22 protein-coding genes are annotated in these 19,764 nt (G+C 71.3%); 14 read left to right on the plus strand and 8 right to left on the minus strand.

All coding sequences use genetic code 11. The annotated features are described in order from the left end of the window. Positions 1–22: 22 nt before the first annotated feature. The 3 genes from dapE (at position 23) to QMK24_RS20510 (ending at position 3,166) form a co-directional block, all read left to right on the plus strand. The gene (gene dapE / locus QMK24_RS20500) at positions 23–1,093 is read left to right on the plus strand and encodes a succinyl-diaminopimelate desuccinylase (RefSeq protein WP_283467872.1); all 1,071 of its coding nucleotides are present in this window, start codon (positions 23–25) and stop codon (positions 1,091–1,093) included. Positions 1,094–1,230: 137 nt separating this feature from the next. After that, positions 1,231–2,310 carry an alpha/beta hydrolase gene (locus tag QMK24_RS20505; protein WP_283467876.1) on the plus strand — a complete coding sequence of 360 codons (1,080 nt, stop codon included), beginning with the start codon at positions 1,231–1,233 and terminating at the stop codon, positions 2,308–2,310. Positions 2,311–2,329: 19 nt separating this feature from the next. Then, positions 2,330–3,166: an LOG family protein gene (locus tag QMK24_RS20510; RefSeq protein WP_283467877.1), complete on the plus strand. Its 837-nt coding sequence runs from the start codon at positions 2,330–2,332 to the stop codon at positions 3,164–3,166. Positions 3,167–3,193: 27 nt separating this feature from the next. Here the strand turns inward: QMK24_RS20510 and folP are convergent, their stop codons facing one another. Further along, positions 3,194–4,054, minus strand: a complete 861-nt coding sequence (gene folP / locus QMK24_RS20515) for a dihydropteroate synthase (protein ID WP_283467879.1) — start codon at positions 4,052–4,054, stop codon at positions 3,194–3,196. A 135-nt stretch (positions 4,055–4,189) separates the two neighbouring features. Here folP and QMK24_RS20520 point away from each other — a divergent pair, with 135 nt between their 5' ends. Both QMK24_RS20520 and QMK24_RS20525 read left to right on the plus strand, forming a co-directional pair. Further along, positions 4,190–4,570 (plus strand): cell division protein DivIVA, encoded by a 381-nt coding sequence (locus tag QMK24_RS20520; RefSeq protein ID WP_283467880.1) that lies wholly within the window; start codon positions 4,190–4,192, stop codon positions 4,568–4,570. Continuing rightward, the gene (locus tag QMK24_RS20525) at positions 4,563–5,147 is read left to right on the plus strand and encodes a DNA-3-methyladenine glycosylase I (RefSeq protein WP_283467881.1); all 585 of its coding nucleotides are present in this window, start codon (positions 4,563–4,565) and stop codon (positions 5,145–5,147) included. The genes QMK24_RS20520 and QMK24_RS20525 overlap by 8 nt, the downstream gene beginning before the upstream one ends. A 49-nt stretch (positions 5,148–5,196) precedes the next feature. Here QMK24_RS20525 and chcB read toward each other — a convergent pair whose 3' ends face one another. Further along, entirely contained in the window at positions 5,197–5,997 is an 801-nt protein-coding gene (gene chcB / locus QMK24_RS20530; RefSeq protein ID WP_283467883.1) for a 2-cyclohexenylcarbonyl CoA isomerase, read from the minus strand. A 279-nt stretch (positions 5,998–6,276) separates the two neighbouring features. On the opposite strand from chcB, the gene QMK24_RS20535 reads away from it, so the two are divergent. Next, positions 6,277–6,444 carry a DUF3117 domain-containing protein gene (locus QMK24_RS20535; protein ID WP_069464762.1) on the plus strand — a complete coding sequence of 56 codons (168 nt, stop codon included), beginning with the start codon at positions 6,277–6,279 and terminating at the stop codon, positions 6,442–6,444. A 111-nt stretch (positions 6,445–6,555) separates the two neighbouring features. On the opposite strand, the gene QMK24_RS20540 is transcribed toward QMK24_RS20535, so the two are convergent. Next, on the minus strand, positions 6,556–7,194 hold the full coding sequence (locus QMK24_RS20540) for an O-methyltransferase (RefSeq protein ID WP_283467966.1): 639 nt from the start codon (positions 7,192–7,194) through the stop codon (positions 6,556–6,558). A gap of 224 nt (positions 7,195–7,418) precedes the next feature. On the opposite strand from QMK24_RS20540, the gene sigE reads away from it, so the two are divergent. From sigE to QMK24_RS20565, 5 genes are all read left to right on the plus strand, one after another. Continuing rightward, positions 7,419–8,180, plus strand: a complete 762-nt coding sequence (sigE, locus tag QMK24_RS20545) for an RNA polymerase sigma factor SigE (RefSeq protein ID WP_283467887.1) — start codon at positions 7,419–7,421, stop codon at positions 8,178–8,180. Beyond that, positions 8,177–8,971: a zf-HC2 domain-containing protein gene (locus QMK24_RS20550; RefSeq protein WP_283467890.1), complete on the plus strand. Its 795-nt coding sequence runs from the start codon at positions 8,177–8,179 to the stop codon at positions 8,969–8,971. The genes sigE and QMK24_RS20550 overlap by 4 nt, the downstream gene beginning before the upstream one ends. Positions 8,972–9,028: 57 nt before the next feature. Then, positions 9,029–10,321, plus strand: coding sequence for a S1C family serine protease (locus QMK24_RS20555; protein WP_502962631.1), 1,293 nt, complete (start codon positions 9,029–9,031; stop codon positions 10,319–10,321). 122 nt (positions 10,322–10,443) lie between these two features. Then, positions 10,444–10,890: a sec-independent translocase gene (locus QMK24_RS20560; RefSeq protein WP_283467891.1), complete on the plus strand. Its 447-nt coding sequence runs from the start codon at positions 10,444–10,446 to the stop codon at positions 10,888–10,890. Positions 10,891–11,036: 146 nt separating this feature from the next. After that, the gene (locus QMK24_RS20565) at positions 11,037–11,651 is read left to right on the plus strand and encodes a hypothetical protein (RefSeq protein ID WP_283467893.1); all 615 of its coding nucleotides are present in this window, start codon (positions 11,037–11,039) and stop codon (positions 11,649–11,651) included. Between the two features lie 55 nt (positions 11,652–11,706). Here QMK24_RS20565 and QMK24_RS20570 read toward each other — a convergent pair whose 3' ends face one another. From QMK24_RS20570 to QMK24_RS20580, 3 genes are read right to left on the minus strand one after another with little or no spacing between them, the layout of a single operon-like run. After that, positions 11,707–12,864 (minus strand): Mrp/NBP35 family ATP-binding protein, encoded by a 1,158-nt coding sequence (locus QMK24_RS20570; RefSeq protein ID WP_283467895.1) that lies wholly within the window; start codon positions 12,862–12,864, stop codon positions 11,707–11,709. A gap of 19 nt (positions 12,865–12,883) precedes the next feature. After that, positions 12,884–13,444: a DUF1003 domain-containing protein gene (locus QMK24_RS20575; RefSeq protein ID WP_283467897.1), complete on the minus strand. Its 561-nt coding sequence runs from the start codon at positions 13,442–13,444 to the stop codon at positions 12,884–12,886. Beyond that, positions 13,434–14,732, minus strand: a complete 1,299-nt coding sequence (locus tag QMK24_RS20580) for a magnesium transporter MgtE N-terminal domain-containing protein (protein ID WP_283467900.1) — start codon at positions 14,730–14,732, stop codon at positions 13,434–13,436. The genes QMK24_RS20575 and QMK24_RS20580 overlap by 11 nt, the downstream gene beginning before the upstream one ends. Positions 14,733–15,015: 283 nt before the next feature. Between QMK24_RS20580 and QMK24_RS20585 the strand changes: the two genes are divergently transcribed. Further along, positions 15,016–15,747 (plus strand): hypothetical protein, encoded by a 732-nt coding sequence (locus QMK24_RS20585; RefSeq protein ID WP_283467902.1) that lies wholly within the window; start codon positions 15,016–15,018, stop codon positions 15,745–15,747. A gap of 43 nt (positions 15,748–15,790) precedes the next feature. On the opposite strand, the gene QMK24_RS20590 is transcribed toward QMK24_RS20585, so the two are convergent. Then, positions 15,791–16,318, minus strand: a complete 528-nt coding sequence (locus QMK24_RS20590; RefSeq protein WP_283467905.1) for a hypothetical protein — start codon at positions 16,316–16,318, stop codon at positions 15,791–15,793. Positions 16,319–16,486: 168 nt separating this feature from the next. On the opposite strand from QMK24_RS20590, the gene QMK24_RS20595 reads away from it, so the two are divergent. After that, positions 16,487–17,455, plus strand: a complete 969-nt coding sequence (locus QMK24_RS20595) for a DMT family transporter (protein ID WP_502962632.1) — start codon at positions 16,487–16,489, stop codon at positions 17,453–17,455. Positions 17,456–17,515: 60 nt separating this feature from the next. Here QMK24_RS20595 and QMK24_RS20600 read toward each other — a convergent pair whose 3' ends face one another. Further along, positions 17,516–18,631: a magnesium and cobalt transport protein CorA gene (locus QMK24_RS20600; RefSeq protein ID WP_283467906.1), complete on the minus strand. Its 1,116-nt coding sequence runs from the start codon at positions 18,629–18,631 to the stop codon at positions 17,516–17,518. Positions 18,632–19,064: 433 nt separating this feature from the next. Between QMK24_RS20600 and QMK24_RS20605 the strand changes: the two genes are divergently transcribed. Further along, on the plus strand, positions 19,065–19,652 hold the full coding sequence (locus QMK24_RS20605) for a suppressor of fused domain protein (RefSeq protein WP_283467907.1): 588 nt from the start codon (positions 19,065–19,067) through the stop codon (positions 19,650–19,652). Positions 19,653–19,764 lie beyond the last annotated feature (112 nt).

Here is a 19,764-nt window from a genome sequence, read left to right on the forward strand (position 1 = left end):
GTACCGCCGGTAGGGTCATGACATGACCGCCAGCCCACTTGATCTCAGCCAGGACGCCGCCGGCGTCACCGCACAGCTCGTTGACATCCCCTCCGTCAGCCTCGCCGAAAAGGCGCTGGCCGACATCGTGGAGGAGGCGCTGCGCGCGTTTCCCCATCTGACCGTGGACCGGGACGGGGACGCGGTCGTGGCCCGGACGAACCTGGGCCGCGCGGAGCGGGTGGTGCTCGCCGGACACCTGGACACGGTGCCGATCGCCGACAACGTGCCGTCCCGGCTCGACGCCGACGGTCTGCTGTGGGGCTGCGGCACCACCGACATGAAGTCGGGCATCGCCGTACAGCTGCGCCTCGCCGCGACCGTGCCCGAGCCCAACCGCGACCTCACCTTCGTGTTCTACGACGCCGAGGAGATCGCCGCCGAGTTCAACGGGCTGAAGCGGCTCGTCGAGAACCACCCGGACTGGCTGGCGGGCGACTTCGCGGTACTCCTGGAGCCCACCGACGCCCAGGTGCACGGCGGCTGCCAGGGCACCCTGCGGGTGAGGGTGCAGACCACCGGCCGGCGGGCCCACTCCGCGCGCAGCTGGCTCGGCGACAACGCCATCCACAAGGCGGCGCCGATCCTCGCCCGCCTCGCCGCGTACGAACCCCGCCGGGTCGTCATCGACGGTCTCATCTACCCCGAGGGCCTCAACGCGGTGCTGATCGAGGGCGGGCACGCGGGCAATGTGATTCCCGACACGTGCGCCGTGACCGTCAACTACCGTTTCGCACCGAACCAGACCGAGGCGGAGGCGCTCGCGCACGTCACCGAGGTCTTCGACGGCTTCGAGGTGGTGCCCACCGACAGCGCGCCCGGCGCCCTGCCCGGCCTCTCCCAGCCGGCCGCCGCCGCCTTCGTCGCGGCCATCGGAACCGAGCCGTTCGGCAAGGAGTCCTGGACCGACGTGGCCCGGTTCTCCGCGCTCGGCATCCCCGCGGTCAACTACGGGCCCGGCAACCCCAAGCTGTCCCACACCCGTGAGGAGAACGTGGCGGTCGCCGCCGTCCTGGAGGCCGAGGAGCGCCTCCGGGCCTGGCTCACCGCCTGACGGCCGGCCGCGAAGGGGAGACTGGACGGAGGGACCCGGTGGGGAGCCGGGGGGAACCGCGCGGGCCTCTGGCCGCGTGATGTTCCTGCCATGGTGTGATCGGGTGCGACCGATCGTGTGGGGGGAAGGGCCGTTGCATGGGACTGACCAGTCCGCTGTTCTTCGTCGTGCTCATCGTCGCGGCCGTCGCGGCCGTGGCGGGGGCCGTGCTGCTGTGGGGGCGCGTACCGGACTCCAGGCTGCTCCGGGTGCCCGTCCGCGTCGGCATGATCGTGCTGTGCCAGCTGACGGCGGTCTTCGTGGTGATGGCCGGGGTCAACAACCAGTACGGCTTCTACGCCTCCTGGGACGATCTGCTCGGCGGCGGCAGCGGCGGGGGCAGCATGAACGCGGCGGCGAAGCACAAGCCGCCGCCCCCGGGACCGGCGCAGCTGACGGTGAAGTTCGACCCGTACGCGCAGGGCTTCCGCAAGGCGATCGTCCATGGCGCGCAGTCCGGCGTGTCGGGGGACGTCATGGTGTGGACGCCGCCGCAGTACGACAAGAAGGAGTACGCGAACACCCGCTTCCCGGTGATCGAGGTGCTGCACGGCCTGCCCGGCAGCCCGCGCAGCTTCCTGCGCGCCATGCGGCTGGGCCAGATCATGGAGCGGCAGATAACGGCCGGCAAGGCCGAGCCGGCCATCCTCGTCCTGCCGACGATCACGCCTGACGGGGCCAAGGCCGGCTGCGCCGACGCGCCGGGGCGGGGCAAGAGCGGCACCTGGCTCGCCCAGGACGTGCCGAACGTGATCGCCCACAACTTCCGTACGCTGCCCGCCCCGAGCGGCTGGGCGGTGATGGGCATATCGACCGGCGGTTACTGCGCCGCCCGGCTCGCCCTGGACTACCCGTCCCGTTATGTGGCGGGCGCCGCGCTGGCCCCCGACAATCCCGCGGAGGGTCCCCGCTCGCCGCTGTGGCTGGCCCACAACACCCGGCCGAACGTCGACCTGCTCGTGGGATCGAGCGTCCAGGACCCGGAGAGCCCGCCTCGGTTCGCCGAGTGGCTCGGACACGCGGTCCAGGCGCCGACGACCGTCACCCCCATGCTGCTGGACACCGGCGGCCACAACTGGAAGACCTGGGGACGTATGTTCCCCGACGCGCTCACCTGGGTGAGCAGTCATCTGGAGGCACCGCGCGTTGTCCCGCTGGCCAGGCCGGACGCGCAGTGATGCGTCGTACGCTGCACGCATGAGTAGCGCACGCAGGGACACGAGCAACGCGCAGGAGGCGGCAGCGGCGGCCAACGAGGCGGCCGAGAGCTCTCCGCAGGAGCATGGCTGGCCCGAACGTCACACCGGGCCGGTGGTCCGGCGGCGCGACCAGGTGCAGGCCGGGACCACCGACCAGCGGCTGCTGGACAGCCGCGGCCCCTCGGACTGGGTGCACGGCGATCCCTGGCGGGTCATGCGCATCCAGTCCGAATTCGTCGAAGGATTCGGCGCCCTCGCCGAACTCGGCCCCGCCGTCAGCGTGTTCGGCTCCGCCCGCACTCCGGTCGACTCCGAGGAGTACCAGGCCGGCATCCGAATCGGCCGGGCCCTCGCCGAGGCCGGCTTCGCGGTGATCACCGGCGGCGGCCCCGGCGCCATGGAAGCCGCCAACCGGGGCGCGGGCGAGGCGGGCGGCGTGTCCGTCGGACTCGGCATCGAGCTGCCCTTCGAGCAGGGCCTCAACCCCTATGTCGACATCGGCGTGAACTTCCGCTACTTCTTCGTCCGGAAGACGATGTTCGTGAAGTACGCACGCGGCTTCGTCGTGCTCCCCGGCGGATTCGGCACCCTGGACGAGCTGTTCGAGGCCATCACCCTCGTCCAGACCAAGAAGGTCACCCGCTTCCCGATCGTCCTGTTCGGCACCGAGTACTGGAGCGGCCTCGTCGACTGGGTGCGCGGCACCTTGATCTCCGGCGGCAAGGCGTCGGCGGCCGACCTGGAGCTGTTCCATCTGACCGACGACGTGGACGAGGCCGTGGCCCTGGTGACGAAGGAGACCGAGGGGCTGAACGGGGGGCTGAACGGGGGCTGACCGAGGGCCGGGAGCCCGCCCCGGCGGCTACGCCAGCCCGCGGCGCGCGACCGCGGGCGGCCGGTGGCCCGCGATGGAGGCCACCATGTCGAGGACCTGACGGGTCTCGGCGACCTCGTGGACGCGGTACACCCGGGCCCCGAGCCAGGCCGAGACCGCGGTGGTCGCCAGCGTCCCGATCAGCCGTTCCTTGACCGGGCGGTCGAGCGTCTCGCCCACGAAGTCCTTGTTGGACAGGGAGACCAGCACCGGCCAGCCGGTCGCCGTCATCTCCGGGAGCCGCCGTGTCGCCTCCAGCGAGTGCCGGGTGTTCTTGCCGAAGTCGTGCCCGGGGTCGATGAGGACGGCGTCGCGCCGCACCCCGAGCGCGACGGCCCGCTCCGCGAGGCCCATCGTGACCCGCAGGATGTCGGCCATGACGTCCTCGTAGCCCACCCGGTGCGGGCGGGTGCGCGGTTCCGCGCCGCCCGCGTGGGTGCAGACCAGGCCGACGTCGTAGCGGGCCGCGACCTCGGCGAGCTTCGGGTCGACGCCGCCCCAGGCGTCGTTGAGCAGATCCGCGCCCACCTCGCAGACCGCCTCGCCCACCTCGTGCCGCCAGGTGTCGACGCTGATGACGACCTCCGGGTGCCGCCTGCGCACCTCGGCGACGAAGGCCACCGTCCGGCGGATCTCCTCCTCGGCCGAGACATCCGCACCGGGACCGGCCTTGACGCCTCCGATGTCGATGATCGCGGCGCCCTCGGACACCGCCCGTTCCACGTGCAGCAGGGCCGGTTCATCGGTGAACGTGGCGCCCTGGTCGTAGAACGAGTCGGGTGTCCGGTTCACGATCGCCATGATGACCGGCTCGTCGTCGCCGAACTCCCGCGTGCCCAACCGCAGCATTTGCGTGTGCCTCCCTGTAGGTCGCCCGCCAGCGACGATAGCCGCAGGCGGCCGCCGGCCGCCCACAGGAGGGCCCAGCGGCGGCGGGACGTGGCACCATCGTCCAAACACATCGCGCGGCCCCGGGAGACGGTCTTGTTCTGGTTCATGCTCATCGCGCTGGTCGCGGTGGTCGCCGCAGTGGCACTGGCCGTACTCGGCGACGGCGGGACCCTCCGCGACGCGGACCCGGACCGGATCGACGACCGGCTGCCCGACCGCCCGCTGGTGCGCGCCGACATCGACGCGCTGCGGCTGCCGGTGGCCGTACGCGGCTACCGGATGCTCGACGCGGACGAGGTCCTGGACCGCCTCGCGGCGGAACTGGCCGAACGGGACGCGCGCATCGCGGACCTGGAGACGGCGCTGGCCGGCGTCCGGGCGACCGCCGTCGCCACCCCTTCGCTGCTGGACGCCCCGCCGTCCGGGAGCACCCCCTCGCTGCGCAAGGAACCCGAGGACCGCCCGCATGAGTGAGCGCGGGACGGTCACCGGCGAGGACGGCCTGGCCCGCTGCCCCTGGGGGCTGTCGGCGCCGGAGTACGTGACCTACCACGACACCGAGTGGGGCCGTCCGGTGCACGGCGACGACGCGCTGTTCGAGCGGCTGAGCCTGGAGGCGTTCCAGTCCGGGCTCTCCTGGATCACGATCCTGCGGCGCAGAGAGGGCTTCCGCACCGCTTTCGCGAACTTCCGGATCAAGGCGGTCGCCGACTTCACCGACGGGGACCGGGACCGGCTGCTCGCCGATCCCGGCATCATCCGCAACCGCGCGAAGATCGACGCGGTGCTCGCCAACGCCCGGGTGGCCGCGGCGCTGGGCGCCGGCGAGCTCGACGAGCTCATCTGGTCGCACGCGCCGGAGCCCGGGGACCGGCCCGCGCCGCGCACGCTCGACGACGTACCGGCGACCACGCCCGGCTCCGTGGCGCTGGCCAAGGACCTCAAGCAGCACGGCTTCCGCTTCGTCGGGCCCACCACGGCCTACGCGATGATGCAGGCGTGCGGCCTGGTCGACGATCATCTGGCCGGCTGCCACGCCCGTCGCACCTGACGGGACCCGTCTCCGGCGCGGACCGGCCCGGTTCCGGCCCCGACTCGCGCTACCGGCCCAGGTAGCGCGGCTGCTCCTTCCGGAGGAACGCCTCCACCGCGATCCGGTGGTCCTCGGAGGCGCCCGCCACCGTCTGGAGCTCGTCCTCCTTCTCCAGCGTCTCCAGGAGCGAGTGGTCCGTCCCGTACGCCAGTGACGCCTTGATCGCCGCGTACGCGACGGTTGGCCCCTGTGCGAGGCTCCGTGCCACCGCCAGGGCCTCCGCGGCCAGTTCGGCGGCCGGGACGACCTTGTTGGCGATGCCGAGCTCCAGCGCCTCCTGAGCGGTCACCTTGCGGGGGAAGAGCAGAAGATCGGCGGCGCGGCCGTGGCCGATCAGGCGGGGAAGGGTCCACGACGCGCCCGAGTCCGCGGTCAGTGCCACCCCCGCGAAGGACGTGTTAAAGCTGGCGGTGTCGGCGACCACCCGGTAGTCCGAGGCGAAGGCCAGCCCCGCCCCGGCGCCCGCCGCCACCCCGTTGATCCCCGCGACCACCGGCTTCGGCATCGTCGCGAGGGCGGTGACGATGGGGTTGTAGTGCTCCCGCACCGTCGACATCGTGGCGCCCGTGCCGGACTTGCGGTCCTCCATCAGCAGGCCGACGTGCTCCTTGAGGTCCTGGCCGACGCAGAAGGCGCGCCCGGTACCGGTGAGCAGAACCGCTCTGACCTGGGAATCCGCCGCCGCGCCCCGGACGGCCTCGCGGAGCGCCACCTTGGTCTCGGTGTTGAGGGCGTTCATCGCGTCGGGACGGTTCAAAGTGATGGTCGCGAGCCCGTCGCTCACCTCGTACAGCACGCTGTCGGACATGGCAGATCCCCTTCGTCGCGGCTCCGGTCCTGGCCAGCATGCCGGAGATCGCCACGGGCGAACATGTGATGTACGTCAAACATTCAACGGGGCGATTGCGGGGCGGAAGGGGAGTGCGACGGCGGAGTATCGCAGTCTCATCACCGAATTGGCCTGTTTTGTGGGAGGGGTCTGTCGAACGGATGGGAACCGATGTTGGTCATTGGGTCGGCACATGCGGGATAATGGTCGAGAACCAATGTGTTCGAGTCCGAGCTGGTTTCAGGAAGGGGAACGAGCATGGCGGCCATGAAGCCGCGGACGGGTGATGGCCCGCTCGAGGTCACCAAGGAGGGGCGGAGCATCATCATGCGCGTTCCGCTCGAGGGCGGCGGACGGCTTGTTGTCGAGCTGACTCCTGACGAGGCGGATGCCCTCGGCGACGCGCTGAAGAAGGCCATCGCCTGACACGAGCGCGTTCCCAATTAATCGTCACGGCCCCGATTCCTGACCGTTCCAGGTCCGGCATCGGGGCCGCTGCCGTATCCGCGCGTTGCTCAGGGAGATCTCCTGGAGCGGTCAGGGACCCCGGTGGACGGCGCACAGCAGCCCGTCGTCGGTGGGCAGCAGGACCGGCGTGAACACCGGGCTGTCACGGACCGCGCGCATCAGCTCGCGCAGCCGTATCGCCTCGGTGTCCTGGTGAGCCGCGTCCAGCGTGCGGCCCTGGGCGAAGGTGCCCTCGAAGCAGACCAGCCCGCCGGGACGCAGTAGGCGCAACGATTCGCCGAGGTACTCCAGGTACTCCATCCGGTCGCCGTCGCAGAAGACGAGGTCGTATCCGCCGTCCGCGAGCCGCGGCAGGACCTCCAGCGCACGGCCGGGAATGAAACGCGCGCGGTTCGCGGCGAAGCCGGCGTCCCGGTACGCCTCGCGGGCCAGCTGCTGGCGGTCGGGTTCCGAGTCGACGGTGGTCAGTACCCCGTCCGGCCGCATTCCGAGCAGCAGATGGATTCCGGACACACCGGTGCCGGTGCCGATCTCGACGACGGCCTTGGCGCCGGAGGCGGCGGCGAGCAGCCGCAGCGTCGCGCCGGTACCGGGGGACACCGGACGCAGACCGGCCTCGTGGGCTCGGCGCCGGGCTCGTATCAGCGCGTCGTCCTCGGAGACGAACGCGTCGGCGAACGCCCAGCTCGCCTGCCGGTTGCCGGTAATGGCCCTCTCCCTGTCCGCGTCGGTGTTGCGGCCCGCCCGGCGACTGTATCCGCCCCCAGCTACCGCTGGGAGGTGCCCCCGGGCCGGGAACCCGGTGAGGGGACTACGCGTTAGTAAGGTCGGGACCGAGAACGTGCGGCGGGCGGGAGTGGATCCGCCTGGTGTCACGGACCAGGTCTCCGGCGATACAGCGCACTTATCCGGAGCTAACGGGCGAGGTGGATATGGTAGTGGCTCTACTGGACACCACCAGAGCCGACAGGGGAGGTGCGGCTGCGGCCGGTGACCGAGGGGTGCTTCGGCATATTCTCAGGTCCTCCGGACAGCCGAAATCCGTGACCAACACTGCTGACCGTTCACGCAATGACGTACCCGCCAACGCGACCTTCGCCACCGACGGGGAGAGCCAGGCGTGGACGCCTCCTTCCTGGGAGGAGATCGTCAGCACGCACAGCACCCGCGTCTACCGCCTGGCGTACCGCCTGACGGGCAACCAGCACGATGCCGAGGATCTCACCCAAGAGGTCTTCGTCCGTGTCTTCCGTTCCCTGTCCACGTACACGCCCGGCACCTTCGAGGGCTGGCTGCACCGCATCACCACCAATCTCTTCCTGGACATGGTGCGCCGCCGTCAGCGAATCAGGTTCGACGCGCTCGGCGACGACGCGGCGGAGCGGCTCCCGAGCCGCGAGCCGTCCCCCGCACAGCACTTCAACGACACCCACTTCGACGCGGACGTCCAGCAGGCGCTGGACACCCTCGCGCCGGAGTTCCGGGCCGCGGTCGTGCTCTGTGACATCGAGGGACTGTCGTACGAGGAGATCGCCGCGACCCTCGGCGTGAAGCTGGGCACTGTTCGGAGCCGGATTCACCGCGGCCGTTCCCACCTGCGCAAGTCGCTCGAGCACCGTGCCCCCGCTGCCCGACCGGGTCGCGCGCTGGCCGCCGCCGTACCGAAACCGGGCCTGGAGGGCGGGAGAGCGTGACCAGTAGCGGTACAGGCCAGCAGCATGCCGGGCCTGCCGAGCAACATCTCGGGGATCGTCTCGCCGCCTTCGTCGACGGTGAGTTGCCCGATGACACCCGGGACCGGGTGCTCGCGCACCTGGTGACGTGTCCGCAGTGCAAGACGGCCGCCGATGAGCAGCGCCGGCTGAAGAGCGTCGTGGCGGCCACGGCTCCGCCTGCCCTGCCCGCGGGCCTGCTGGCCCGGCTGCAGGGACTGCCGGGTGGTGGCGAGGACGACGGAAGAGGCCCATTCGACGGCGGCCTGCTCGGCGGCGGTGATGCCTTCGGCCGCGGCACGGCGGAGGACTTCTCCTTCCTGTCGCCCGGCCCCGATTTCGCCACTCCGACGGATGTGCGGTCCCGGGGCTTCCGGATCCATGAGGCCGAACGTTCGGTGGCCGCCCCCGGCTCGGCCTCGCGCGGCCGGCGGTTCGCCTTCGCGGCGGCCGGCGCGTTCTCCATGGCGGCCATCGCCCTCGGCGGCGCGCTGCCGATGGATACGGCGCTGGACAGCGGCGCCCGCCCCGAGGAGCAGGGCCCCGCGACGGCCCCGCTCAGCGCCAACTCGGTGTCCGACCCCCAGCCGCTGCGGGACGATCTGGTCAACTCGGCCGAGGACCGCTACCTGCGGCACCCCGCGATGGCCGGCGTCACGCCCGTCTCGGTGACCCGGCCGCTGATGGCGCCCGCGACGCTGCCGATCGCGACACCCGTACCGACCGCCTCGGCAACCCCGACGGCCACTCCCGGCCCTCTCGCGCGCCGCTGAGCCCATCCGGCCGTGTGGCACTTGCGGACTTCCGTGTCCCGCCCGCAGGCTCATGGGATGAGCGATGAGGCGGGCCGGCCGCAGTGGTGGAGTCGCCCGGAGGGGCCGGTGCCCGGCGCGGGCGCCGCGGGACCCGCCCCGGAAGCGGCGTTCCCGGACCCTCACCGCCTCTCGCAGTCGCCCGGCGGCCGGCCCGGGCCCTCCCGCTGGCCTGGCGGCACGCCCGTCCGCCCCCGTGGCGGGAAGGCGGCCCCGCTGGCCGTGGGGGCGGCCCTGCTGGCGCTGTTCGCGGGCGGGATCGGCGGCGCGGTCGGCGTGTACGCGGCACGGCACAGCGACAGCGGTTCCGATCGGGTGACGCTGCCCCAGGCGTCCGTGGGCAGCGGCGACCGGGCGCGCGACAGCATCGCGGGGATCGCGGCCAGCACGCTGCCGGGCGTCGTCTACATCCATGTGCGCGGCACCGCCGGTGAGGACACCGGCACCGGGTTCGTCCTGGACACCAAGGGCCACATCCTCACCAACAATCATGTCGTCGGCGCCGCCGGAAAGGGCGGCGACATCGAGGTCACCTTCAACGGCGGCCAGGTGAGCAAGGCGAAGGTGGTCGGCGTGGACAGCGGTTACGACCTCGCCGTCATCGAGGTCGGCGGGGTGTCGGGACTGCATCCGCTCGCCCTCGGCAACTCCGACTCGGTGCGCGTCGGCGACCCGGTGGTCGCCATCGGCGCCCCGTACGGCCTCGAGGGCACCGTCACCGCGGGCATCATCAGCGCCACCCGCAGGCCCATCACGGCGGGTGGCAAGACCGACGGCACCGAAGTCAGCTACGTGGACGCGCTGCAGACCGACGCTCCCATCAACCCGGGCAACTCCGGGGGTCCGCTCGTCGACGCGCAGGGCCGGGTGATCGGCATCAACAGCGCGATCCGGGCCGCGGACGACAGCGCGGGCCCGGCCGGCGGCCAGGGCGGCAGCATCGGCCTCGGCTTCGCGATCCCCGCCAACCAGGCGAAGCGCGTCGCCGAAGAGCTGATCAACACCGGCCGGGCCACCCATCCGGTGATCGGGGTGACCGTCGACATGAACTACGACGGGGACGGCGCGCGGGTCGGCGGCAAGGCGGGTGACGCGGCCGCCGCGGTGACCCCCGGCGGTCCCGGCGACCAGGCCGGCATCAGGACCGGAGATGTCATCACGGCCGTGGACGGCGAGCGGGTGCACCGCGGCGAGGAGCTCATCGTGAAGATCCGCAGCCACCGGCCGGGGGACCGCTTGACGCTGACCGTGGTGCGCGGCGGATCGGAGCGAACCGTGGAGCTGACCCTGGGTTCGGCCACCGGGAACTGACCGTTTACCGGGGCACGACGTACTGTTGGCCCGAGCCACTCCCGCGCTGCCCGCGTGGCCAGGTACGGTAAGTCCACCCGGACCCTGCCCACCCGGCTGAGGACGTATCAAGGAGCTGCAAGGTGTTCTTCGACATAGGCCCGCTGGAGCTGGTCGCGATCGTCATCCTTGCGGTGCTCGTCTTCGGCCCGGACAAACTGCCGAAGGTCATCCAGGACACGATGTCGTTCATCCGAAAGGTGCGCGCGTTCTCGGACAGCGCCAAGGAGGACATCCGCAAGGAGCTGGGGCCGGAATTCAAGGACTTCGAGTTCGAAGACCTGAACCCCAAGACGTTCATCCGCAAGAACCTGATGGAGAACGAAGAGCTCGGTCTGCAGGACCTGCGCAACGGGTTCGACTTCCGCAAGGAGATGGCCGAGGTCACGGACGCCGTGAACGGCACGGACACCGCCGCCGCGGGCCCCGCGGGCCCCGCGGGCTCCGCCCCCGGCACCCCGGACCGGCTCCGCAAGCGCGAGACCCTGGACAAGGACGAACCGCCGCCGTTCGATTCCGACGCGACCTGAGTCAACCGTATTGTCCCCATCCACCCCTTGGGGTGGCTATTCTCCGTGTGTCCGCCATCACCGTGCGCCGTTTTGGCCTCCAGGCCCGGCTCCGGTCCGGCAAGATGGCGAGTCGCCCAAAAGGGCATGGAGGAGGCGCCACCCCGATGGAGACGAAGACCGGCAGAGCGGATCGAACGGTCGACGGCTACTTGATGGCCGACTTCCCGTGGTACGGGCTGGACGAGGCGTTCACCGGACGCCGCTGGCTGACCGCGGTCGGCACCAGCGCGGACGCAACCGTGGAGCACGGCTCGATAGGGCATGGCGACGAACCGTCGATCAAGGCGGAGACCACGGACCCCCACGCACAGCGTTTCGTCGTGGTGGTCACGATCGCCCGCCGTCCCGGCAGGCGCAGTTCGGACGGCACCGGACTTCTGGAGGCCACCTCGGTGTCCTCGGCGGCCTGGCTGGCGGGCTCGGGCCTGCTGTCGTGCACCTGGCCCACCCATATGGAACGGGCACTGCGCCAGGACTGGCTGGACCAGCAGACGGCGACCGCGTGGGATCTCGCCGACGACCTCTCCGGCCCCGCCTGGTCGACCCTCACGCTCCCTGTGGACGGTGAGCCCACCATGTTCCACTACCGGGAGTCCGAGTACGGCTGGGTCCTGGCGGGCTCCGCCCGCGGTGCCCACCTGGGCGCGTACGGGCGCGGCATGAGCGCGTACGGGCTGGGCCTGGCCGTGGTGAAGGACATCACGACGTACGACGGCTGACGGCCGCATGACCGTGCCCCCGGCCGCGCGGCGGACGGGGGCACGGTCATGAGCGTCAGAACTTGTTGCGCGGGGTGATCCCCAGCGACATACCCGCAAGGCCGCGGGCCCGGCCGCCCAGCTTGCCCGCGATCGACCGCAGCGCGAGCCCGGCGGGGGAGTCGGGGTGGCTCAGGACGACGGGACGGCCATCGTCGCCGCTCTCGCGCAGCCGGACGTCGATGGGGATCTGGCCCAGCACCGGCACCGTGGCACCCGTGGTCCTGGTCAGGCCCTCGGCGACACGCTCGCCGCCGCCGCTGCCGAACACGTCGACGATCTCGTCGCAGTGCGGGCACGGCATCCCGGCCATGTTCTCCACGACGCCGACGATCTTCTGGTGGGTCTGCACCGCGATGGACCCGGCGCGCTCCGCGACCTCGGCAGCGGCCTGCTGAGGCGTCGTCACGACGAGGATCTCGGCGTTCGGGACGAGCTGCGCGACGGAGATCGCGATGTCGCCGGTGCCCGGCGGGAGGTCGAGCAGCAGGACGTCCAGGTCGCCCCAGTACACGTCGGCGAGGAACTGCTGCAGCGCGCGGTGCAGCATCGGGCCGCGCCACACCACGGGCGCGTTGCCCGGGGTGAACATGCCGATGGAGATGACCTTCACACCGTGCGACGACGGCGGCATGATCATGTTCTCGACCTGGGTCGGGCGGCCTTCCACGCCGAGCATCCGCGGCACCGAGTGGCCGTAGATGTCCGCGTCCACGACACCGACCTTGAGGCCGTCGGCGGCCATCGCCGCCGCCAGGTTCACCGTCACCGAGGACTTGCCGACGCCGCCCTTGCCGGAGGCGACCGCGTAGACCCGGGTCAGCGAGCCGGGCTGCGCGAAGGGCACCTCGCGCTCGGCGGTGCCGCCGCGCAGGTTGGTCGCGAGGTTCTTGCGCTGCTCGTCGCTCATCACGTCGAGTTCGACGGTGACGCCCGTGACGCCCGGGACGGCTTCGACGGCCGTGGTGACGTTCGTGGTGATCGTCTCGCGCATGGGACAGCCCGACACCGTCAGATAGACGGCGACCTTCACCGTGCCGTCGTCCGCGATGTCCACGGATTTGACCATGCCGAGATCAGTGATCGGCTTGTGGATCTCCGGGTCGTTCACCGTCGCGAGCGCGGCGCGCACGGCGTCCTCGTTCGGAGCGGATCCGTGAATATCGGTAGCCATACGGTCGATGGTACGGCGCTTACCGGCGTGTTCTGCCGTCGCCTTCGTCACGCCGCTCCTCGAGCTCCTTCAGCAGATCCTGGAGCTCGGAGCGGATCCAGTCGCGGGTGGCGACCTCGCCGAGATTCATCCGCAGCGACGCCACCTCCCGCGTCAGGTACTCGGTGTCGGCGATGCTGCGCTCGTTCTGCTTGCGGTCCTGCTCGTGGGTGACCCGGTCGCGGTCGTCCTGGCGGTTCTGCGCGAGCAGGATCAGCGGGGCCGCGTACGACGCCTGCAGCGAGAGCATCAGCGTCAGGAAGATGAACGGGTACTGGTCCCAGCGCATCGAGTCCGGGGCGAAGATGTTCCACAGCACCCACAGGACGATGAGGACCGTCATCCAGACGATGAAGCGCCCGGTGCCGAGGAAGCGCGCGATCCGCTCGGAGAACTTGCCGAACTCCTCCGGGTCGTAGGCCGGCAGCAGCCGGCGGCGCACCGGACGCGGCTGGTCCAGCCGCACCCGCAGCCGCGGCACGGCGGTGGCGCCGCCCGGCATCTTTCCGCGCTCGCGGTCGCGCTCCACCTCAGCTGCCATCGTCAGGCCTGGTCTCGCTGACGTGGTGGGCGCCCGCCGCGCCGTGCAGATCGGTCTCGCGCCAGTCCTCCGGCAGCAGATGGTCGAGTACGTCGTCGACCGTCACCGCGCCGAGCAGCGACCCGCTCTCGTCCACGACGGGCGCCGAGATCAGGTTGTACGTGGCGAGGTAGCTGGTGACCGCGGACAGCGGGGTGCCGGGCGGCAGCGGCAGCAGGTCGGTGTCGACGATGGAGCCGACCAGGGTGAAGGGCGGGTCGCGCAGCAGCCGCTGGAAGTGCACCAGGCCCAGGTACTTGCCGGTCGGCGTCTCGTCGGGCGGCCGGCACACATAGACCTGGGCGGCGAGCGCGGGGGACAGGTCCGGGTTGCGGACCCGGGCCAGCGCGTCCGCGATCGTCGCGTCGGGCCGCAGCACGATGGGCTCGGTCGTCATCAGACCGCCGGCCGTGCGCTCCTCGTAGGACAGCAGGCGACGCACATCGGCAGCGTCCTGCGGCTGCATCAGCGTCAGCAGGCGCTCCTGGTCGACCTCGGGCAGCTCGGACAGGAGGTCGGCCGCGTCGTCCGGGTCCATTGCCTCCAGGACGTCGGCGGCGCGCTCCTCCTTGAGCTTGCCGAGGATCTCCACCTGGTCGTCGTCGGGCAGCTCCTCCAGGACGTCGGCGAGCCGGTCGTCGTCCAGGGCGGCGGCGACCTCGCCACGGCGCTTGGGGGACAGGTGGTGGAGGACGTTGGCGAGGTCGGCGGGCCGCAGCCGCTCGAAGGTGGCGAGCAGGTTCGCGGCGCCCTGCCCGTGCTCCTCCAGTGAGAAGCCGGTCACGGCCGACCAGTCCAGGGTGAGGGTCTCGCCGCGCCTGCGCAGCGCCCCGCCCTTGCCCCGGCGCACGAAGACCTTGTCGATCTCCCAGTCGCGGCGGGCCGGCAACTGCACCATCGAGATGTCCAGCACCGTCACCTCCTCGCCGGTCCCGACGATCCTGACCCGGCGGTCGAGCAGCTCGCCGAGGACGAGGGTCTCGGTCGGCCGCTGCTCGAAACGGCGCATGTTGACGACTCCGGTGGTGATCACCTGGCCGGACTCGACTCCGGTCACCCGGGTCATCGGAAGGAAGATCCGCCGCCGGCTGACCACCTCGACGACCAGTCCCAGCACCCTCGGCGGCCGGCCGCCGACGCGCAGCATGACGACGAGATCCCGGACCCGGCCGACCTGGTCGCCGCCCGGGTCGAAGACCGCGACACCCGAGATGTGAGAGATGAACACGCGCGGGGCACCAGCGGCCATGCGGTGCCTCCTGGCGTCGTTTCGGGTCACGGGTCGTCGCTGTCAGGCTAACCCGCGGGAATCTTGGCCGCCGCGCGGTGCTGCTCCGCGGTGCTGCTCCGTGGTTTCGCTCCGTGCGAGGCGCCAAGCTCCTGGCAGCGTACGGGCGGGGCGGGTACGGGGCGCGGGTGGGGCACGGTCGGGGCGCGGCCGGGTAAGGACCGGGTCTCGGCAGAGAGCTGTACGCTGCGGTAGCTTCGGGTCTCCCCACCACCGTTCCCCTGCCGCTGGAGGAAGAGAACACGTGTTTCCGGGCCGCCGATCTGCTGTTCTCGTCGGGGCGCTGTGCGCCGGACTGACGCTCGCCGGGTGTGCCGGCGGCGACCCGGACGCCGGGACGAACGGGGTCGCCAAGCTGCCGCCGAAGACGATCGAGCAGCGGGCCCGTGAGGCCGCCGCGTCGGCGGAGACCGTCCGGCTGTCCGGCACCGTGGTCAGCAAGGGGAAGACGTACAAGCTCGACATGCGGCTGCGCGGCGATGGCGGCGTCGGCGATGTCTCCACCCAGAGCAGTACGTTCCAGCTGCTGCGTGTCGGCAAGGACCTGTACCTGAAGGCGGGCGCCGACTTCTACGGCGACGCCGGCTCGGACAAGGACGGCCAGGCCGCCGCGGCCAAGCTCAAGGACAAGTACGTCAAGGTGCCCGCCGGTGACCCCGCGTACCAGCAGTTCAGCGGCTTCACCGACAAGAAGGTCCTGCTCGACGGGCTCTTCGTCCTCAGCGGCGACCTCTCCACCGGCGACCACCGCAAGGTCAACGGCACCCGCACCATCGCCCTCGCGGCGGACGGCGGCGGTGGCGGCACCCTCGATGTCTCGCTCGAAGGCAGCCCCTACCCCCTGCAGTACGAACGTGCCGGGGGCTCCGGCACGCTCACGCTTGCCGACTGGGGCAAGGACTTCCCGCTCGCGGCGCCGGACGCCGCGCATGTCGTCGACTACGGCAAGTCCATGACGGGCACCTCCGGCGGCTGAGGCCCCCACCACCGGCGACGCCCCACGGTCACCCGCCGGACCGTCAGGCGCGCTTCCTGCGGCGCGCCAGAAGGCGCGGCAGCGCCTCCGGCATCGGCTGCCGGGTCGTGGCGGGGGTGGGTACGGGGCTTGCCGCGCCGGAGTCGTCCGGCATGTCGCCGGGCTGCTCGGCGAGCGGCCCGGACGGCGCGAGGCGCAGCACCTGGCACTCACGTGCCCAGCGGACGGTCATGGTCTCGGCGTCCGGCGCGTTCAGCCGCTTGCCCTTGAGCTCCTCGACGGCGGCGGTCCATTCCTCGCTGTCGGGCGCGAGCGCGGTGACGGCGGCGGGCCAGGCGACGAGCCGGCCGCCCTTGTCCTTGCTGCGCACGGTCACGACCGCGGTGCCGCCGTCGGCCAGCCCGCCGAGCGGCTGTTCCCCGGGGCCGCCACCGAGGACGTACATCGCGCCGTCGACCCAGGCATGCCAGACCGCCTGCGGCGGGCGGCCGGTCGGGGCCTGGACCCAGACCAGGCCGGACTTCTTGGTGGCCTCCTCGACGAGGGCGGTCTGTTCGGCGGTTTCCGTCATGGGGGTCACCTTATTCGTTACGGCATTCGCCACGGCCCGGCGGACGCCGTCCAAGCGATGGACGACAGGGGCTTGGTCCGGTCACGGGCCTTACGCTGGGATCGGTCCCATCCCATCGCGAGCCGCTCGTGCCCCCGTCCAGTCAGGCCGCCCCGACCGAGGAGTCCCGTGTCCGCCGAGCCGCGCACCGTCGCCACGACCGCCGCCGTGCCGCCCGCGGCAGCGGTCGCGCACCGGCCGCTGGACTTCACGCTGCTGGCCGTGGCCATCGCGGGCGTCTCGTTCTCCGCCCCGCTGATCGCGGCGACCGCCGCCCCGGCGCTGGCCATCGCCTTCTGGCGGAACGCCATGGCGATCGGGGTGCTCACCCCGTTCGTGCTCGGCCGCAACCTCGGCGAGCTGCGCCGGATGGGGCGCCGCTCCATCCTGCTGTCGGTGACGGCGGGTGCGACCCTCGCGCTGCACTTCGGCCTGTGGCTGCCGAGCCTGTCGATGACGTCGGTCGCGACGTCGACCGCGCTGTGCACGACCACCCCGATCTGGACCACGCTCATCCTGCGCGTGCGTGGCCACCGCCCGCCCCGGCTGGTGTGGGCGGGCACGCTGCTGGCGGTGGTCGGCGTGGTCATCCTGACCGGCATCGACATGTCGATCAACACCCGGGCGCTGGCGGGCGACGCGCTCGCGCTGGGCGCGGGTATGGCGGCGGCCGCGTACGTCCTGCTGGGCGCGGAGGTCCGCAGGACCGCCAGCACCACCGCGTACACCTACGTCTGTTACTCGACGACCGCGATCGCGCTGCTCATCGCGTGCTTGGTCTCCGGCGCCTCACTGGGCGGATACAGCGGCGAGACCTGGCTGAAGCTCATCGCGCTCACCGTCGTCGCGCAGCTGCTCGGCCACTCGCTGCTGAATCGCGTGGTGCACGGTCTCGGCCCGTCCACCACCTCGACCGCGATCCTGCTGGAGACGCCGGGCGCGGCCCTCATCGCGGCCCTCTGGCTCGGCCAGACACCGCCGGCGATGGCCTACCCGGCCCTCGGAGTGATCCTCGCCGGCCTGGCCCTGGTCATCCGAGGACACAAGAAAATCAGCCCGCCCAAATCAGCCCGGCCGGCGTTTGAGGCCATGCCTTAGCCCGCCCGGCGCTTGACGGCAGAATCCAGCCCGGCCGGCGCCTGAGGCCATCGGTGAGGCCTACAGCCAGCCGTTGCGCCGGAACCCCCGGTGGATGCTGAAACAGATAGCGACTGTCGCGCAAAGCACCATGGGATACCCGTAGCGCCAGTGCAACTCCGGCATCTGATCGAAGTTCATCCCGTACACGCCCGTGATCATCGTCGGCACGGCGAGAATGGCTGCCCAGGCCGTGATCTTGCGCATGTCCTCGTTCTGCGCGACGGTCGCCTGCGCCAGGTTCGCCTGGAGGATCGAGTTGAGCAGGTCGTCGAAGCCGACCACCTGCTCGTGGACGCGCGCCACGTGGTCGGCGACATCGCGGAAGTACTTCTGGATCTCCGGGTCGACCAGCCGCATCGGCCGCTCGCTGAGCAGCTGCATCGGCCGCAGCAGCGGCGAGACGGCCCGCTTGAACTCCAGTACCTCGCGCTTGAGCTGGTAGATCCGCTCCGCGTCGCCGCCGCGTGCCGACTTGCCCTGCGCGGCGGAGAAGACGTCGATCTCCACGCCGTCGATATCGTCCTGCACCGCCTCGGTGACCGCGAGGTAGTCGTCGACCACCTGGTCGGCGATGGCGTGGAGGACGGCCGAGGGGCCCCTGGCGAGCAGCTCGGGGTCCTCCTCCAGCCGGTGCCGCAGCGCGCGCAGCGAGCCGTGGCCGCCGTGCCGGACGGTGATGACGAAGTGCCGGCCGGTGAAGACCATGACCTCGCCGCTCTCCACGACCTCGCTGGTCGCGGTGAGTTCGGCGTGCTCGACGTAGCGGATGGTCTTGAAGACGGTGAAGAGGATGTCGTCGTACCGCTCCAGCTTCGGGCGCTGGTGGGCGTGCACGGCGTCCTCGACTGCCAGCGGGTGCAGCCCGAACACCTCGGCGATGCCGGAGAACTCCTGCTCGGTGGGCTCGTGCAGCCCGATCCAGACGAAGCCCTCGCTGCGGCTGCCGGTACGCACCTTCTCCAGCGCCTCGGCCGGGCCGATGTGATCGCCGCAGCGCACACCGTCGCGGTAGACGGCGCAGTCCACGACCGCGCTCGTGGCGCCGGGGGTGCGGGTCGCACCGTAGTCGTATGACGCGGCGCTCTTGCGCAGGGAGGGGCGGACGACTGCGCGCAGGTCACGGATCATCGACATGGCAAGCTCCTTCACGGACTGGCCGACGGCACGAAAGCCGCACTGAAATGCTGATCAAGGCAGGGTGATCACACGGCAGTTCAGGGCGCTCTTCCGGCGCGGTGCCCGCGGCAGACGCTGATCCAGCTGATCCAGTGGGAAGACGAAACTTCCGCGTTTCCCGGCGGGAGGGCCGGGTATGGAACGCGAGGACTCAGATGGCGGGGTGGCGTGAGGAAGAGCTGCCGGTACTGCCAGGTCGACTAGGATCCATGTCAGCCCCACCTCCTCCGGCCGATCCCCGCTGGGGGATGACGTATACCCATGGCGACGCCAGACTTCACGGCGGCCAACGCCCTAGCTTAGCAAGCGCCCAGAGCGCTGCCGCCCAGCTTTGCCTGTTCAATACGGTTCCCCTACCTGCGGCGGGGGGAGCGCACCTATGCTCCGCGGTATGGGCGATCTTCTTCAGCTGGTCGAGGCACGACTGCACTCGGCGTTCGGTGAGCGGCACAGCAGGGCGGCGGTGACCTTTCTCGGTACCGACCGCATCGAGGTGCTGCGCTTCGTCGACGGCGACGTCGTGCGCTACGCGACCCTCGGGATGTCGCGGCAGCCGATGAGCGATCCGCTGGCCCCGGTCGCCGACCCGCTGCGCGGTCCGCGCGCCGAACTGGTGCTGTCGGTCCGTGCCGGGCTCGCCCCCGTCGACCAGGTGCTGCGGCCGCTCGCCGTGCTCGCGGCCTCGCCGCAGGTCGAGGGCGTCGTGGTGGCTCCAGGCGCCTCCCTGGACGTCGGCGGTCCGCTGTGGAGCGGTGCGCCGTTCTCCGCCGTGCTGGTCGCGGAACCGGGCGGTCTGGTCGAGGATCTCGAACTCGAAGACCCTCTGGATCCCGTCAGGTTCTTCCCCGTGCTCCCGATGACGCAGAACGAGGCGGCCTGGAAACGTGTCCAGGGCGGTGCCGCGCTGCAGGAGCGCTGGCTGAAGTACGGCACGGATCTGCGCGACCCGCTGCGGGCGTCGGTACCGCTCGCCGACTGAGCGCCGCCGCTTCCCCGCCCTCCTCCGCCGTGTCCCTGTGCCGTATCCCGGATCCCGGCCGCGCTCGCCGGCCGGGCGGAAGACTGATCTACGCGGCGCCGGACGGGTGATC

The organism is Streptomyces sp. PH10-H1 (assembly GCF_030063355.1).
GTDB lineage: Bacteria > Actinomycetota > Actinomycetes > Streptomycetales > Streptomycetaceae > Actinacidiphila.